This is a genomic window from Methanoregula sp., assembly GCF_049518935.1.
In the GTDB taxonomy this organism is placed as follows: Archaea; Halobacteriota; Methanomicrobia; order Methanomicrobiales; family Methanospirillaceae; genus Methanoregula.
This window is the reverse complement of record NZ_JBEKRH010000007.1, coordinates 61644-77526: the sequence shown is the minus strand read 5'-3', so window position 1 is coordinate 77526 and position 15883 is coordinate 61644. Positions and strand designations below refer to the sequence as shown.

General features: G+C 55.3%; 16 protein-coding genes. 7 read left to right on the top strand and 9 right to left on the bottom strand.

Annotated features, from left to right (window positions below; genetic code table 11):
* The first annotated feature begins 17 nt into the window (after positions 1 to 17).
* A complete protein-coding gene (gene rpiA, locus ABSE13_RS06700; protein WP_424027737.1) occupies positions 18 to 734 on the top strand; it encodes a ribose-5-phosphate isomerase RpiA in 717 nt (238 codons plus the stop codon).
* On the opposite strand, the gene mreA is transcribed toward rpiA, so the two are convergent.
* From mreA to acs, 3 genes are all read right to left on the bottom strand, one after another.
* Complete coding sequence (mreA, locus tag ABSE13_RS06695; protein ID WP_424025095.1) at positions 714 to 1088, bottom strand: MreA family transcriptional regulator; 375 nt, start codon at positions 1086 to 1088, stop codon at positions 714 to 716. The genes rpiA and mreA overlap by 21 nt on opposite strands.
* Positions 1089 to 1303: 215 nt before the next feature.
* Positions 1304 to 1864, bottom strand: a complete 561-nt coding sequence (locus ABSE13_RS06690; RefSeq protein ID WP_424027736.1) for a TATA-box-binding protein — start codon at positions 1862 to 1864, stop codon at positions 1304 to 1306.
* Positions 1865 to 1916: 52 nt separating this feature from the next.
* Positions 1917 to 3812, bottom strand: a complete 1896-nt coding sequence (gene acs, locus ABSE13_RS06685) for an acetate--CoA ligase (RefSeq protein ID WP_424027735.1) — start codon at positions 3810 to 3812, stop codon at positions 1917 to 1919.
* A 271-nt stretch (positions 3813 to 4083) separates the two neighbouring features.
* On the opposite strand from acs, the gene ABSE13_RS06680 reads away from it, so the two are divergent.
* Entirely contained in the window at positions 4084 to 6147 is a 2064-nt protein-coding gene (locus ABSE13_RS06680) for an acetate--CoA ligase family protein (protein ID WP_424027734.1), read from the top strand.
* 350 nt (positions 6148 to 6497) lie between these two features.
* Here ABSE13_RS06680 and ABSE13_RS06675 read toward each other — a convergent pair whose 3' ends face one another.
* Entirely contained in the window at positions 6498 to 7949 is a 1452-nt protein-coding gene (locus ABSE13_RS06675) for a PH domain-containing protein (protein WP_424027733.1), read from the bottom strand.
* A gap of 454 nt (positions 7950 to 8403) precedes the next feature.
* A complete protein-coding gene (locus ABSE13_RS06670) occupies positions 8404 to 8718 on the bottom strand; it encodes a transcription factor S (RefSeq protein ID WP_424027732.1) in 315 nt (104 codons plus the stop codon).
* A gap of 199 nt (positions 8719 to 8917) precedes the next feature.
* Between ABSE13_RS06670 and artA the strand changes: the two genes are divergently transcribed.
* Positions 8918 to 9796, top strand: a complete 879-nt coding sequence (gene artA, locus ABSE13_RS06665) for an archaeosortase A (protein ID WP_424027731.1) — start codon at positions 8918 to 8920, stop codon at positions 9794 to 9796.
* Here artA and ABSE13_RS06660 read toward each other — a convergent pair.
* Positions 9768 to 10400, bottom strand: coding sequence for a CDP-alcohol phosphatidyltransferase family protein (locus ABSE13_RS06660; protein WP_424027730.1), 633 nt, complete (start codon positions 10398 to 10400; stop codon positions 9768 to 9770). The genes artA and ABSE13_RS06660 overlap by 29 nt on opposite strands.
* A gap of 189 nt (positions 10401 to 10589) precedes the next feature.
* Here ABSE13_RS06660 and ABSE13_RS06655 point away from each other — a divergent pair, with 189 nt between their 5' ends.
* The gene (locus ABSE13_RS06655) at positions 10590 to 11279 is read left to right on the top strand and encodes a dihydrofolate reductase family protein (RefSeq protein ID WP_424027729.1); all 690 of its coding nucleotides are present in this window, start codon (positions 10590 to 10592) and stop codon (positions 11277 to 11279) included.
* On the top strand, positions 11279 to 12088 hold the full coding sequence (sppA, locus tag ABSE13_RS06650) for a signal peptide peptidase SppA (RefSeq protein WP_424027728.1): 810 nt from the start codon (positions 11279 to 11281) through the stop codon (positions 12086 to 12088). The genes ABSE13_RS06655 and sppA overlap by 1 nt, the downstream gene beginning before the upstream one ends.
* Here sppA and truD read toward each other — a convergent pair.
* Entirely contained in the window at positions 12075 to 13349 is a 1275-nt protein-coding gene (truD, locus tag ABSE13_RS06645; RefSeq protein ID WP_424027727.1) for a tRNA pseudouridine(13) synthase TruD, read from the bottom strand. The genes sppA and truD overlap by 14 nt on opposite strands.
* Positions 13346 to 13708 (bottom strand): peptidyl-tRNA hydrolase Pth2, encoded by a 363-nt coding sequence (gene pth2, locus ABSE13_RS06640; protein WP_424027726.1) that lies wholly within the window; start codon positions 13706 to 13708, stop codon positions 13346 to 13348. Before pth2 ends, truD begins: the two co-directional genes overlap by 4 nt.
* Positions 13709 to 13770: 62 nt before the next feature.
* Between pth2 and ABSE13_RS06635 the strand changes: the two genes are divergently transcribed.
* Positions 13771 to 14535: a class I SAM-dependent methyltransferase gene (locus tag ABSE13_RS06635; protein WP_424027725.1), complete on the top strand. Its 765-nt coding sequence runs from the start codon at positions 13771 to 13773 to the stop codon at positions 14533 to 14535.
* A 91-nt stretch (positions 14536 to 14626) separates the two neighbouring features.
* On the top strand, positions 14627 to 15268 hold the full coding sequence (locus ABSE13_RS06630) for a class I SAM-dependent methyltransferase (protein WP_424027724.1): 642 nt from the start codon (positions 14627 to 14629) through the stop codon (positions 15266 to 15268).
* A gap of 353 nt (positions 15269 to 15621) precedes the next feature.
* On the opposite strand, the gene ABSE13_RS06625 is transcribed toward ABSE13_RS06630, so the two are convergent.
* The gene (locus tag ABSE13_RS06625) at positions 15622 to 15819 is read right to left on the bottom strand and encodes a hypothetical protein (RefSeq protein WP_424027723.1); all 198 of its coding nucleotides are present in this window, start codon (positions 15817 to 15819) and stop codon (positions 15622 to 15624) included.
* Between the last annotated feature and the right edge of the window lie 64 nt (positions 15820 to 15883).

The window sequence follows — 15883 nt, the reverse complement described above, 5'->3', positions numbered from 1 at the left end:
TGATACGTACCTCTTACATGGATGAGAAGGCACGCGCCCTCACGGCGGCAAAGACTGCGGCCGGGTTCCGGGCCGCGGATATGGTGGAAGACGGCAACGTCATCGGCCTTGGTACCGGTTCGACGGTCTTCTATATGATCGAACGGCTCTCCGCCCGCATCCGGGAAGAGGGCCTGAAGGTGTCGGGAGTCCCGACCTCGTACCAGACCGCGATCCGGGCGCGGGAGTACGGCATCCCGGTGGTAACGCTGGACGATTACCCGTCAATAGATCTGGCAATCGATGGCGCGGACGAAGTGGACCCGCACCTGTTCCTGATCAAGGGACGGGGAGCCGCCCTCCTGCGGGAGAAATGCGTTGCTGCTGCGGCATTCAGGTTCATCGTTGTGGCAGACGGGCAGAAAGTCGTCCCCCGGCTGCGTGCCCCGGTGCCGGTCGAGATCCTCCCGTTTGCGGTCACGCCCGTCCTTGCCCAGTTGCGGGGGCTGGGCTGTAAACCGGTGATCCGGGAAGGAGTGAGAAAAGACGGCCCGGTCATCACGGATAACGGGAATTTCATTGCTGACTGTACCTTCGATAGTATTGCAGATCCTGCCCTGCTCGAAGCGGAGATCGCGAGGATCGCCGGTGTTCTCGGGAGCGGGCTCTTCACCGGGTTTGCCGATAAGACAACGGTGATTATCGGAAATGAAAAAGAGTGCAGGATTATATCTTCAGCGGATATAATCCCGTAATTTCTGGACCAGGGCCAGCTGGTTGTTGGCTTCTTTCTTCTTTTCCTTCTCTATGCTGTCCATGATCTCATGGATGGGCTTTGCCAGCTCGTAGATCTTGACCGGGCGGCCCTTGCTCTCGGCCTTGCTCTCCCTGCTGGAGATCCAGTTCTGCTCGATCAGGTAGCGCATGGCAATGCTGACTTCGGGCTGCCGGAGGTCGGTGCCGCGCTCGATGGCACGGGAGGTCGCCTCAGGGGTGTTGGCCAAAAAGACGAGTACCTTTGCCACGTTCCTCTTCGTTCCGATCTCGATGAGGAGGTTTGCAAACTCCTCTTCCTTTTCAGTAAAATACATTACGTTCTCAGTTCTCATTACATCACATCCACTTTTTTTGAGACTCTGTACAACAATTATCTAAAATAGGATATATAGCCTCTGTTATTGCCAGTCGATGACCATGGGAACTATATAGGTGAAGAAACTTCAAAGACGAACGGATAATGTTCATCATATAAAGAAAAAGGGATTTTTTCCCCAGTATTCATCGATCCCGGCGGCGCGATCACGCGCAACACATCAGGGTTTTTTCAGAGAAGTCCCAGGCTGCGCAGGTCCGAAAGGATCTTGATGACTGCCTTCTTTGCATCTTCCGGTTCTTTGCCGCCCGTGATGATCAGCTTGCCCGAACCGAAAAGCAGGACCACGACCTTGGGGACGTCGAGACGGTATACGAGCCCCGGGAACTGCTCAGGTTCGTATTCGATCTTGTCGAGGTTGAACCCCACCGCGATCTTGTTGAGGTTGATGGGCGTGGCGAGATCGGCCGAAGTGACGATGTTCTGGATCTTGTATTCGAGCTTCTTGGGAATATCAATTCCCTGCTTGCGCAGGAGCCCGCCAAGAATGTTGAGGCCCTTGCTCAGGCTGTCGATACTCTTGGCACCGGTGAGAACGACTTTGCCGGATCCAAAGACAAGCGCTGCGATCTTCGGGTCCTGCATACGTAAGACAACACCGGGGAACCGCTTCTTGTTATATTCAGCATCCTTAATCTTGGATGCAAGAGCGGGCAGATCAAGATAATCCGTCACCTTGGCAGAGGCAACGATATTTTCGATCTTGAGGGAGTCTTCTGGCCTGACCTTCATATTTATAAATGCCACAAAACAGTATTTAAAAAATTGGGTTTGGATCCGTCACTTATTCTTCGAGTGTCGAGACGTCCCCGGGGTCTGCCCCCATCTCCTTTGCCTTGAGCACACGCCGGACGATCTTGCCGCTGCGGGTCTTGGGGAGGGAGTCCATGAACTCAATTTCCGAGGGCATGGCGATGGGACCCAGCGTGATCCGCACATGGTAGATGAGCTCATTCTTGAGTTTGTCGCTGGGTGTATGACCCACTCTCAACGTCACGAATGCCTTGATGGTGTTACCCTTGAGAGGGTCCGGCTTCCCGATGACCGCTGCCTCCGCCACGGCCTTGTGGGAGACCAGCGCGCTCTCAACTTCGGCAGTCCCGATGTTGTGCCCGGCCACCACGATCAGGTCGTCCGACCGCCCGATCACCATGATGTTGCCGTCCGTTCCTTTGATGGCGAGGTCGCCGACAAGGTAACAACCCGGGACGGCTTCCCAGTACTTGCGGTACCGTTCATCGTTATTGTACACGGTCCGCATCATGGCAGGCCAGGGTTCTTTTATGACAAGCAGGCCGCTCTCTCCCGGTTTCACCGGCTTCCCGTCCTTGTCCACCACGTCGACGACTACACCGGGGATCGACTTGCCGGCATACCCGGGCCGCATGGGTTCGCCAAGTACAGTCGTGATCATGTGCATACCGGTCTCGGTCTGCCACCAGGTGTCCACAATCGGGCACCGGTCCTTGCCGATCACATGGTAGAACCATTCGAACGCCTCCGGGTTCAGGGGCTCGCCCACGGAACCGAGAATACGCAGGGAGTTGAGGTTGTACTTGTCCGGCCACTCCTCTCCCAGCTTCATGAACATGCGGATCGCAGTCGGGGCGGTATAGAGGATGCTCACGCCGTACTCCTCGACCATCTTCCACCAGATCCCGGGATCGGGATAGTCGGGGGTATTCTCCGAGATCAGGATGGTCCCCCCGACCGCGAGCGGGCCGTAGACCACATAGGAGTGCCCGGTGATCCAGCCGGGATCGGCAGTACACCAGTACACGTCACTCTCCTTGAGGTCGAAGATGTACTTGGTCGTGTAATACACACCGACCATGTATCCCCCGCAGGTATGCACGATCCCCTTGGGAGCCCCCGTGGTCCCGCTCGTGTAAAGGATGAACATCGGATCCTCGGAGTCCATCACTTCGGGATGGCATTCGGGGGACATATCCTTCGTCACTTCATAGAAGTCCATCTCCATCTCGCTGTGGATCTCGACCGGCCTCCCGGTCTCCCTGCGCAGGACGATCAGGCGTTCAACGGTAGGGGCGTTGATAATTGCCTCTTCGATCACGTGCTTGAGCGGGATCGACTTGCCCCTGCGCACGGCCATGTCGGCCGTGATCACCACTTTTGCACCGGCACCAACGATCCGCTGGTTAAGGGCCGCGGCACCGTAGCCACCGAATACGACGCTGTGCACCGCCCCGATGCGGGCGCAGGCGAGCATGGCGATCACCTGTTCCGGGATCATCGGCATATAGATGCAGACCCGGTCGCCCTTGCCGACACCAAGCTCCCTGAGGCCGTTGGCAAACCGGTTCACTTCCCGGAGGAGCTGGCGGTACGTGAAGACCCGTTCCTCCTCGTCAGTCTCGCCTTTCCAGATGAGCGCCACCTTGTTCCGGTTCTTCCCGAGCACATGGCGGTCGAGACAGTTGTAGGTGATGTTGGTCTTGCCGCCGACAAACCATTTTGCGTACGGGTAGTTCCATTCCCGGACCTTCTCCCAGGGAGCATACCAGTACAGTTTGGATGCGATCTTCGCCCAGAACGCCTCGGGATCTTTTAAGAATTCATTATAGGCCCAGGTGTAATCCCCCATCCAGCTGTTCTGGCGATAGGAAGGATCCGGGGTATAGTACTTCACTTCCGGTTTTGGATCCGCGCTCTCTGCCATGGAGTACCTCTAATCTACATTATCAATAATGATGAATTCTAATTAATTTTGTGGTTTTGATTGCGGAAATCTGCCCATTTCTGCCACCAATTCACGCCGGTGTAAGATTCCGGGATTACAGCAAATTTAAATCCAGCCATACCAAATTTTTAAAAAAGCCAAAGTGCGGGCAAGAGTCTTGTTCACATGAACCCTTCTGCACGCATTCTCCCAACACAGCAACCCGTTTTCCAGAAGGAGAACAGACCACAACAGTATCGAGGTGAAATCAGTGACCCAGAAAATGTTGAGTGAAGCAGAAGGATATGATATGCTCAGGAAGTACGATCTTCCTGTCCCCGAATACCAGATCGTGAAAAGCGGAGAAGATGCAGCGCATGCCTGTGAACGCATGGGCTGTCCGGTCGTCATGAAGATCATCTCGCCCCAGATCGTCCATAAGAGCGATGCCGGCGGTGTGATTGTCGGTATCGGCAGCAGGAAAGCGGCACTTGGCGCATTCACGAAGATCATTGACGGGGCAAAGGCCTACGATCCCGAAGCCCACATCGAAGGTGTGATCGTTGAGCAGCAGGCCGAACCCGGCCTCGAGCTGATCATCGGTGGCAGGACGGATCCGGCGTTTGGCAAGGTGATCACGTTTGGTATGGGCGGGACCATGGTCGAGCTCATGAAAGATGTGACCCTGCGCATCCTGCCGATCTCGGAAGAAGAGATCCGCCAGATGATTAAGGAGATCAACGCATACCCGCTCATTGCCGGGTACCGTGGCGCAAAACCCCGTGACGAGGAGGTACTTGTCCGGATCATTATCAACGTGGCCCGCTTCTTTGAGGACAACGGGCAGGTTGTAGAATTTGACATCAACCCGATCCGGCTGTACGAGAAAGGTGCCTGTGCTGTCGATGCACGCATCATCGTCGATGATGATATAAAGGTCATTGAGAAGCTCGTGCGGACACCGGTCCCGATGGAATATTTCAACCCCCGCTCGATTGCGGTTATCGGTGCATCCCAGGACTCGTCGAAGATGGGATATGCCGTCATGCACAACCTCCTCCATTTCCCCGGCCAGCTCTACCCGGTCAACAACAAGAGGAGCGAGATCCAGGGGCTCAAGGCATACCCGACCATCACCGCAATCCCGGCGCCGGTTGACCTTGCCGTCATCACGGTACCGGCAATACACGTCCCGGGGGTTATCGAAGAGTGCGGGGCAAAGGGTGTCCCGATGGCCGTGATCATCACGGCCGGTTTCAAGGAGATGGGAGAGGGCGGCAAGGCACTGGAAGACCGCGTCCTCGCCATTGCAAAAGGGCACGGGACCCGCATCATCGGGCCGAACTGTCTTGGGGTCATCATTCCCCCTAAGGGCATTGACACGACCTATGTCCACCAGTCGCCAAAGCCCGGCAACATTGCGTTCATCTCCCAGAGCGGCGCCATTATCAACACCGTTGTCGACTGGAGCCTCGCCAAGAACATCGGGTTCTCGAACGTCATTTCCGTGGGCAACCAGTCCGATCTCGATTTCCTCGATTACCTCCGGTACGTGGGTAAGGATGAGAAGACCAAGGCAATCATCCTCTACATCGAACAGATCACCGATGGCAAGGGCTTCATGGAAGTCGTCTCCGAAGTGGCCAAGGTAAAACCGGTCATTGCGATCAAGGCCGGGTCGTCCCGCAGGGGACAGGCCGCTGCCTCTTCGCACACGGGTTCGCTTTCCGGTTCCTACGAGGTATACATGGAAGCCTTCAGGAAATCCGGCGTGATTGCTGTCCATACCCTCACCGGAGCATTCCTCGCAGCCCAGATGCTCGCCCATCCGAAGCGGTACCCGAAAGGCAAGCGTGCCGTTGTAATAACGAACGCCGGCGGGTTTGCCGTGCTCTCATCTGACTATGCAGAGCGGTACGGTGTCGAGATCGTCGATCTGCCCGCGAGCGTCATCGACGAGATGAACGAGTTTCTCCCCGAATTCTGGAACAAGGGCAACCCGATCGACCTGCTCGGCGACGCAACCGAGAAACGGTTCGAGAAGACGTTCGAAGTGCTGGCAAAGCACGAGGATCTCTGGGACATCGCCTTCATCATCACGTTCCCGAACCTCGTCCTTACCTCAGAGCAGATCGCCAAACAGATCCTCAGGTTCTCCGCAATGACGCAGAACCGGCTCGTTGCCACGCTGCTCGGCGGGGACTCCATGAACATCGGCAGGGACCTGCTCAAGGAGCACAGCATCCCCAGTTTCGAAGAACTGGACTACACCTACCGGGTCATGGGACGTGTGCTCTGGCAGAAGTTCCGGGTCAAGGCACCGGGACTGCTGTAAATTTTTCCGGTATTCTTTTTGGGTAATGTGCCAATACAGCCCCTAAATTTCTTTATTTCTACGACGATATTTTCGTAAATTTCTCGTAACCAGAACTGAAATGGAAAAAGTTACCGAGGTTTTGCCGGCATACATTTTTCGTGTTATGAAAACTGTATGCGGATATATCGCTATGTGGGGGTCGCCACAGCGGCGGGGGCGGAGGCATTGCCGAAGCCCCTGGGAGCGTCTGAATGATTGATCCAAGAAGTATTATCGGAAAATTTTATTTGAAATATCAGGGGCTAAAATAGTACTTTACCCTTCTTTTTTTCTCCCGGTGCACGGGACAGTAAAATTCTTTTTTACGATTACAACCGTTTGAGCAGTTCTGTTTTTTTCGTAGTAAATTCCTGTTCCGTAATAATCCCCGAATTTTTGAGTTCTCCCAGCTTTTTGATCTGATCGAGAACAGACTCGGCGGGATAGGTTCCCTGAGGGGCGTGGATTTCGGTCTTTGCCAGGGGCGGGATCTCCCTGGCATTGCCACCGGCAGGACTCATTCTCGTCACCGGGACTGCGTCATCATGTATCCTGATCACCGCAGGCTCTGTATATTCCGGCATCTCCCCCTCCGTTGACACACTCCCGGAAGGTGCGGTACTGAAATCGTTATGCGTGCTGCGCCCGGGGACTATGGCCGGTCCCTGATCCCGTATACCGGACCCGCGGGGGGGCGTCTTTGCCACATTCGTCTCGTAAATCTTTTTCAGGTAGGAGACCTGCTCATCTTCCCGTTTATCATGCCTGCAGATCAGTTCCGTGAGAATGGCCTGTGCCCTTTTCGGGTCCGCTATCCCGTACAGGCAGTCAAGGGGATACCGGGATCCCTCCTCGCGGCCTTTTGCAAACCCGATCCCCGCGCCAAAACTGTCCTTCTGTCCCGCGGCCCCGATGCCCCGGAGTGACATTTCCTGGCCCCACCGGGTCATGCTCTGCGGGATGAGCGTCCCATAGTTGAACATGGACCCGAGGAAATCCTGCTCAAATACGATCCTTCCGATCTGGCCATGCGGGACCATATGCTCCTGCACAGAGAGGAAACCCCCCCGTATCCACAACCCCTCCCGGGTGATGGTGTACCGTATGGACCGCCGGAACTTTTCGGTTGCAAGAATAACGATAACCGCTGCCACAAAACAGAACGGCTGGACCAGGAATTCTATCCACTGCAGCAGGAGGAGCAGGTAATTGCCCGATGCCGGTGAAACCCCGGCCAAGGCTGTCATTATCATCCCCGCCACACCGCTCAGTCCAAGTGTCAGCGAGGTGCTTGTCCATAATTCAGTCAGCCGCATCGACCACCCGACCGATGCGAAAAAGATGAAGATGCCCACCGGGGCGATCATCAGGATGGTGAGACTGGTGGCATAGGTTATTGGCGACGCATACTGGTTGAGAGCGCCGGTCGTATAGCCGGACATCATATCCGGTACTACAGAAATAAATGACGACGACCCGATCTGGAACATCCGCTCAAGGATCATTCGTACAAAAACACAGACAATCACCAGCACTATCGGAGAAAAGGCCATCAGGTATTTGAACAAAAAACTGGTCCTCTCCGGATTTGTTGAGAGGAGGATGGCTCCGTTACCCGTATCCTGCTTCTGCCAGGAGTCGCTGTCTTTGTCCTGAACAGGATCCTGCCGGGTATTCTTTTCGGGTGTGGATTTCGTAAAGACACTCCCGCAATAGGGACAGGTTTCCCGATCAGGATCAGTACACCGTTCGCATTGAGGGCATATTTTTACTTCATCCATGGTCTGCCACTGTGTAAAAATGAAAATGCTAGAGTGAAATATATTCCGGTTTGTTTTCCGACTGGTTCATCAGAACCAGGAGGAGGAGAAGAATTCATAAGGATTCTTCGACCGAAAACCAGCGTGTCAGAACCTGAAGAGAAGAGGAATTCATAAGGATTCTTCGACAGAAAACCAGCATGTCAGAACCTGAAGAGAAGAGGAATTCATAAGGATTCTTCGATTTCCGAAATGTTATCAGAACCCGAAGGTCGGCTGCGCCTCCCTCCTCCCGCCGGGGTTCTGCCAGCCCCTCCAGACCCGAAGACGTGAAGTTGCAAAACCTCCCGGCTGTGGTGCGGTTCGAAGAGCCAATCCTGTGCCAGAGAACCGGATACGATCCCGTGATGTCAAAAAAGAATTTAATAATGGGTGGAAGAGATTTAAAAATGGAGATATCGGAATAGTTGCTAACTTAGTCGTACTGCCGCCAGGTATGGTTGCATTCGGTGCAGCGGAAGAACCTGACCTCGCTCTCATCGGCAGCACGCAGCTGGCGCAGCCACCAGATCGCGAGGTTGTTCTCGCACTTCGGGCACTTGATCTGGATCGTGGGCATGGTTTTTATTTTATCATCCTCATCATCCACAATCGTGATCTCATTCTCCGTGCGCATCTTCTGCGTCTTCATCTGGTCAGCTGCTTCTATCTTGCGGATATATCCGCATTTCCGGCACTTGAGCTGACCCCCGGAAGAGATCATCATCGTCTTACATTCAGGGCAGAACATCGGTATAGTATGCGTGATGCTAGAAGATTAACCCTTTTATCAGGACTGGGGCCGGATTTGCGGATATTGCAGCAGTATTTCCAAAACAGGCAAAAGGCACGCGTTTTTTTTATTTTTTTATGTTATTTTGTACTTCCCGGTGAGGATATCAATGTGCACGGCAGAATCCTTTTTTTGGTATTGCGTGGATAATCCTATAATGATTGAGTACCTGGTCCTGCTTTCCTGCGCCGGATTCCTGGCGTTCCTTATCCCGGGTCCTCACCGCAAGTATGCCGCCATAGCAGGATGGACTTTTATCGTCCTGACGCTCTTTGCCATGCTGCCGGAATTTTTCAAAGAGAATAACTTCATGTATCCGCTTATTGCGGCACTGTCCGTTCCCTTCCTTTTAGTAACGGCAAAATACCTCCTTGCCGGCGATGAGCGTGTGCTCCATCTTTCCCGGGCAGCAGCGGTCGCGTTCCTCATCTATGCACCCTTCGGGTTCGACCAGATCCCCCTTTTCGCCTGGCTCGGCAACCAGCTGATCGCCCTTGTCGTAAACCAGATCCTCTGGCTCCTTGCCCTGCTGAATTTTGCCGTCACCCTTACCTGCATGGATCCTGCAACCCAGCTGGTCATAGACCCGTCAGCCTGCGGAAACCTGATGCTTGATACCATTACCCGGAACGGCTACAGCGTCCAGATCATTCTGGGGTGCACCGGCATCCAGAGCATCGCGATCCTTCTTGGCGTGGCCGCAGCGGTCCCGACAACACTGCGCCAGAAGATCGCGGCATTCCTGATCATCGCGCCAACGATCTATTTTCTCAATCTCCTGCGCAATGTTTTTGTCATTATGGCTTATACCGACCAGTGGTTCCCGTATTTCAAGGATATTGCAGGCAACGGCGAGCCGGGATACGAGAGTTTCTTCTGGGCACACAACTTCATTGCCGAAGTGACGGCACTCATATTCCTGATCATCATCGCGTACAACCTCTTTACCCTCATTCCGGAACTCGGGCAGTTCGCGGATGACCTGTACCAGCTCTATTACGGCGAGGTCAGGAAAGCGTTTTATAAAGGTAAATGATCCGCTGCATTGCCGACAGGTTGGTGCAGACTGCGATGATGATGACCGAGACCCAGATCACATTGCAGAGACCGCCGAGGATCAGGACAACAAAGGTTTCCGGCCTGCCAAAAAACCCGACCCCCTCAAGGGGATCGTCAATCTTCCCTTCAACTTTTTCCCGGTACCCAATCTCTGCGTAGACAACGGGCTTGATGAACGTGTTCATAAGGGACCCGATGATGGCAAATGCGACAACCCCGAAATCTGCTACAGCCGGGACCGGCAGGAACTGGCTGATGATCGGGATCCCGGCAAGCCCGATGCCAAGAAGGGCAAGCCCGTCCACGTATTTATCCACGATCCAGTCGAAAACTGCGCCGAAGTTCGTGTGGGCACCGGTCTTCCGGGCCACGCTGCCATCCACGAGATCGAAAATTGCCGAGAGCAGGAGGAGGAGAGCACCGATGAGGAACTGGTGCATGAAGAAGAGAACCGCACACGCTATACCGGCAAGCAGCGCCATAAGGGAGATCTGGTTGGGGGTGATCCCGAGGCGGACAAAAACCTCTGCTACCGGTTCAAGATACCCGATGAACCTTGGCCGGAGTGCAGTAATATTCATAACTCAATTCATGGGTATACGAACCATTAATAGTTGCCCATCAGGCGTCCGGGAAAACACTCCTGTTCATTCCTGCATTCTCTTTCAGCACAACCAGGGTGCTCACGTAGAAGGGGAGACCCCTCTTCATGGCCCCCATCACCACTTTATTTATACCCGCCATCCAATAGAACCGGTGAGAAACCACAAATGACCGCTTTACCAGACCGTCCGCACGTACTGATGATGTCGGAGATTACTGCTGACGGCAAACTCACGCTCAAGAAGGGCGCCTCCTCAAAGATCCTCATGAAATATATGGCCCACGAGACCGAGCTCCTGCTCCACACCACCCGGGCGGAGTACGACGCGATCATGGTCGGGGCCAACACGATACGCATCGACAACTCGTTCCTCACGGTCAGGCTGGTACCGGGAAAAAGCCCGCTCCGCGTGATACCCTGCAGTATGGCAGATATCCCCATTGATGCGAACGTGATGGGCTCCGATGCTCCCACGGCCATCGCAGTCTGCGAAGCTGCGCCAGAAGACCGGGTCGGGGCAATCAGGAAGAAAGGGGTAACCGTGATCGTGGCCGGCAAAACCCATGTCGAGCTTCCTCTGCTCCTGAAGATCCTCAAGGAGAAATTCGGCGTAAACAAGCTCATGATCGAGGGAGGACCGACCCTGAACTGGCACATGTTGCACGACCGGCTCGTGGACGAGATCCGGCTGATCCACCTGCCGTTTATTGTCGGGGGCTCCGATACCCCGTCCCTTGTCGGGGGCATGCATATCAACAGCGAGAACGAGATGATCCGGCTGAACCTGAAGAAATACTATATGTGCGGAAGCAACCTTGTCTCTGAATTCGATGTCCTTTACCCGGGTGCACCGTGATGGATGAGTACACAATCACCGGACCCTCCGTAACCGTCCCTCCAAAGCCCGGGTCACGGGTGAAGTGGCTCCTCGTCGTCCTGTTTGCGTTCATCGTATTCGCCGGCGCCATGATCGGGGGGTATTATCTCACCCATTCCGATACCCACGGGGTTACGGTGGTCCGGATGGAAGGAACCATCGTATCCGGCGATGTAAACGATGGCGACAGTATCGGCAGCGAAGTGGTCGGCAACCAGCTCCGCGAAGCAGCGGATGACCCGATGGTGGAAGCGATCGTGCTGCGTGTCAACAGTCCCGGGGGTTCACCTGCCGGGGCGCAGGAGATCATCGGCGACCTCGATTATGCGAAGACCAAAAAGCCTGTTGTCGTTTCCATGGGGGACATGGCCACGTCCGCGGCATATTATGTCAGTGCGCACGCCGACCGGATCTATGCAGATCCCGATACGTTAACCGCAGGAGTCGGTGTGATCTGGAAGTTCTCAGACATCAGCAGCTGGATGCATAACGAGGGGTACAACCTCAGCGTAGTGAAGTCCGGCACCATGAAAGACATGGGATCCGACTCCCGCCCGATGACTGCGGAAGAGCAGGCCTATGCCCAGAAGATCGTGCAGGAAAGTTTCCAGAATTTCATCGGGGACGTAACAACCCAGCGGGTGATTGCCCGCTCCGATATTGATGACGGCAGGGTGATCCGCGGGGCCGATGCGGTCAAACTCAATATCGTGGACGAACTCGGGAACTTAAACGACGCCATTGCAGGCGCAAAAAAGATGGCGGAGTCCCGGTCTAAATCATCCTGACCGGATCCGCTTTCATAAATTCCCGACAGACCGTTGTCGCATAATGCCCCGGCGGAAGGATGAATTTCAGGTGGACGCTTTCCCCGTCAATCGAAGATTCAATAGCTGTTTTCAGGGAAATGGGGCGGTAGGCACCATCGAATTTTGTCTCTGCGAACCGTGACGCCCGGTCAAAATCCGCAGGCGTGATGGAAGACTCTGCCATAAGTTCTGCAATGATCCTGTCAGAGGCAGCCCCGCACCCCTGCTTATCCTTGCCGGGCATGAAGATCGCAATGCTGCACCTGCCGCGCCGGATGTGGATGGCAGCAGCAGGGGCATTTGCCGGGGTCACGATATCGGTCCTGCCGTTTGCAAAGATCAGCTGGTCGCCCGGTTCGGGTGCGGTCAGGGTGTGCCCGTCATCGAACCGCCGGCTCAGGGCGGAATTGAAGAGCCAGGACTGGTACGCGGAGACGAACATAGAGAGCAGTTTGGGGGGCAGCTCGTGCAGTGCCCCCACATAGTCACCGGGGTTTGTATACAGGTGGTGGAGCATCGCCCGCTCGTAGTTCATCCGCACCGGGAATGCGTGGAGTGCGGCTCCCGCGTCGCGGTCGGCAGAGAACGCTGAACGGATCGCCTTGATCTCGTCTGCCTCGTGCGGGAATGCCAGGCCGATATACGTGAGGACGGCCTGCTCATAGTCGCCCCGCAGGATCCATTCCCCAACCTTGTGCGTAACCGGGCGGATCGCACCGAACCGCTGGATGCCGAAGTAGTTGGGGACGCCCTCACGGGCCGTCTCCGTGATCACCCGCACCCGTTCCGCAAGATCGGTTGTATCCACATCCCGTATGACCAGGTCAAACCGGTTTCCCTCCAGGTCACCGAGCGAGAACGATTCGTTTGAATTCCTTATCGGCGTAAGGACGATGTCCTTTAACCGGATGGATGCAACCTGCTCCGCGGTTACTTTGTAGATCGAGATCCACTGGGTGGTGATCGCGTTCCGGTCCTTGGTGCCGGCCCAGCCGATCCGCCGGTGGCTGATGCCGAGACGGTTGGCGATCTCTTTTACCGCATGCTGGAGTTCCCAGTTCGTTTTTGTGAGTGTGCAGATCAGGTACGGGCCCTCGGTGCCACCTTTCCCTTCGAGCGGGATCTCCCCGACCACAAAGTCCTGCGGGGTAGTACGGAGTTTTCCACCGATCCCTTCAGCATCGCTCGCGTAATACTTCATGCCCAGTTCGCACTCGAGCGGGTAACTGCTCTGTTTCATAAGAGGGAGAGGTTCCCGGTGATCTTGTCAAGATCTTCACTCTTTGCCGGGCCGAGACCGAGCGCCGTGATCGTGCCGGGCGGGATCTCGGTCATACCGGCGTCCTGGATAAGGGAGGTGGATATGCCGTTGCGTTCCGCCAGTACCTTGAGTTCAAAGAGCGTCCGCTCGTCGTTGGCCTTCAGCACGACTTTCTTCTGTCCTTCGGTGAGCCAGGCTTTCTGCAGGGACTTGTCGGCGCCGTTGTATGCACCGATCGCAGCATGGCCTGCCTGCGCACAGCGCTTGCCGCAGCTCATCTTCACATCGTTGCGGATGATCAGACACTGCTTGTACCGGAATACGGGCTCGGGAACCATTTGCCTGTACTTGGTCGCGGCACGTCAAATAGGTATAGCTGGAGGGACAAGGGTTGATGGACATGGAATGGCATGGTGATGGCGAGGAACGGGTCCGGTCAGTGCAGGAGCACTACGACCGGTTTCTTGCTGAACACTACCTGTGGATGACCGGGGGATTTGACGCAAACGCGGAGACAAACCGCAGGTTCTTCTCCACCCACGGGATCGTTCCCCGGGACACCCGGGTGGCGATCGATCTCGGCGCCGGCTGCGGGTTCCAGTCGATCCCCCTCGCGGAGGCCGGGTTCCGTGTCCACGCCGTGGATCTCTGCCGGCCGCTGCTCGATGAAATTACGGCCCGGTCGCAGGGCCTTCCCATCACCCTGCACACCGGCACTATCCTTGACTGGTCACTCTGGAGCGGACACGGGCCGGAACTGATCGTCTGCATGGGAGACACGCTCACCCACCTGCCGGACATGCACGCGGTATCAGACCTGATCCTCCGGTGCCATGCGGAACTCAGGCCCGGCGGACTGTGCGTTTTCTCGTTCCGGGATTACATGGCTGCACAGGATGGTGAGGTCACGGTCATCCCGGTACGGAGAGATCCGGACCGGATCTTCCTGTGCAGGATCGGGTATGGTAAGGATGCCGTGGAGGTTACCGATATCCTGTACACGCGATCCGCCGGCTGCTGGTCCCGTACCTCCGGCCAGTACCCGAAGATCCGGATCGGGTCATATGCTGTCCGAAAGATTCTGGCAGATGCAGGATTCCGTATTCTTTACTGCAGTACGGGAAGCGGGATCATTACCCTTATTGCCGGGAAAAATCCTGAATGACCGCTGCCGGACCGGAGATCACACCCGGGAAGTATATGCCCCGGAGGCGACTTATTTTTCCCTGAACACCGCCAACATTCCGGAGATCAGCATGACAGGCGTTAAGCGGGACTTCGATGCAGTGGCAAAGACCTGGGACGGGAACCCGGGCCGGGTGAAGATGGCGCACGATGTGGCAACGGCGATCCGCGACACGCTCCGCCTCACGAAGGACATGGATGTGCTGGACTTCGGGTGCGGCACCGGCCTGCTCACGCTCCAGATCCACCCGTTCGTGCGCTCGGTCACGGGCGCTGACAGTTCACAGGGGATGATCGATATCCTATCAGCTAAGGTCCGGGATCAGGGCATAAAGAACGTGACTGCCCGGCACGTGGATCTCGATAAGGGCGGTGTGCTGGACGGACAGTACGATCTCGTGGTCAGCAGCATGACGCTCCATCATGTCCCGGAGATCCAGCCGCTGATCGATCGGTTCGCGAGAATCCTTAAGCCGACTGGCGTGCTCGCCATCGCCGATCTCGATTGCGATGAGGGAAAGTTCCACGAGTCGAACGAGGGCATCTTCCATTTCGGGTTCGACCGGTGCGCCATGATGAAGCATTTCGAGAAAGCCGGGTTTGAAAAGGTCCGGAACCGGACTGCGGCGATTGTTGCGAAGCCGGTGCCGGAAGGGGGCACCCGGACGTTCACGGTGTTTCTGATGACCGGGAGGAAGCGGGCGGATGGATAAAAAAATTAAAATATTTTTCAATTACCGGTTTTTCAAAAAAAATTGATACAGTGTTTTCTTTTCCCAATAATTACGATACACGCCGCCGCCCCCGACGGGGCGCCCCCGCGGCGGATCAATAACTGTTCATTCCTAGATACAGGTAATGAGTAGCGCAAAACCCGACAGGCGTTTTGCGCGTAAGGCATCGCTACCACCAAATATTGTTTTCTAAAAATATTCCGGCTCGTTTCACAAGGCCCTGGAAATTTTTTGAAGAGGGGCTGGCATTTTTCCGGCGCACGGTTCAGATGAGAACAAGTCCAGGCTGATAGGGATCTTTGAAAAATTTTCAAGAGGGGGTAGGGGGATCTTTAAATTATTTTGAAGAGGGGTATGGGGGGTTTTTGAAAATTTTCAAAGAGAGTCTGAAGGATCTTTATTTTTTTGATCCGTTGAAAGAGTTGTCCGGGCTCCCTGCCACCGTCGTAAACTGGTGGGAGAAAACCATTCCTCCGTCGGAGAATCCCGTACCCGCAAAAGCCAAAACCCCCGTTTTTTGCGGTTGCCACTGATATCCATTGATCGGAGGACCGATCCTCCAGCCAATTGAGCCTATTTGCGCACTTTTTGGTC

Excerpts from the sequence above, each read along its gene's own strand:
- ABSE13_RS06670 (WP_424027732.1), bottom strand. The coding sequence starts at position 8,718 with ATGTTCTGCCCTGAATGTAAGACGATGATGATCTCTTCCGGGGGTCAG.
- ABSE13_RS06630 (WP_424027724.1), top strand. The coding sequence starts at position 14,627 with ATGACAGGCGTTAAGCGGGACTTCGATGCAGTGGCAAAGACCTGGGAC.
- acs (WP_424027735.1), bottom strand. The coding sequence starts at position 3,812 with ATGGCAGAGAGCGCGGATCCAAAACCGGAAGTGAAGTACTATACCCCG.
- mreA (WP_424025095.1), bottom strand. The coding sequence starts at position 1,088 with ATGAGAACTGAGAACGTAATGTATTTTACTGAAAAGGAAGAGGAGTTT.
- truD (WP_424027727.1), bottom strand. The coding sequence starts at position 13,349 with ATGAAACAGAGCAGTTACCCGCTCGAGTGCGAACTGGGCATGAAGTAT.
- ABSE13_RS06690 (WP_424027736.1), bottom strand. The coding sequence starts at position 1,864 with ATGAAGGTCAGGCCAGAAGACTCCCTCAAGATCGAAAATATCGTTGCC.
- artA (WP_424027731.1), top strand. The coding sequence starts at position 8,918 with ATGATTGAGTACCTGGTCCTGCTTTCCTGCGCCGGATTCCTGGCGTTC.
- ABSE13_RS06660 (WP_424027730.1), bottom strand. The coding sequence starts at position 10,400 with ATGAATATTACTGCACTCCGGCCAAGGTTCATCGGGTATCTTGAACCG.
- pth2 (WP_424027726.1), bottom strand. The coding sequence starts at position 13,708 with ATGGTTCCCGAGCCCGTATTCCGGTACAAGCAGTGTCTGATCATCCGC.
- ABSE13_RS06675 (WP_424027733.1), bottom strand. The coding sequence starts at position 7,949 with ATGGATGAAGTAAAAATATGCCCTCAATGCGAACGGTGTACTGATCCT.
- ABSE13_RS06655 (WP_424027729.1), top strand. The coding sequence starts at position 10,590 with ATGACCGCTTTACCAGACCGTCCGCACGTACTGATGATGTCGGAGATT.
- sppA (WP_424027728.1), top strand. The coding sequence starts at position 11,279 with ATGGATGAGTACACAATCACCGGACCCTCCGTAACCGTCCCTCCAAAG.
- rpiA (WP_424027737.1), top strand. The coding sequence starts at position 18 with ATGGATGAGAAGGCACGCGCCCTCACGGCGGCAAAGACTGCGGCCGGG.
- ABSE13_RS06635 (WP_424027725.1), top strand. The coding sequence starts at position 13,771 with ATGGAATGGCATGGTGATGGCGAGGAACGGGTCCGGTCAGTGCAGGAG.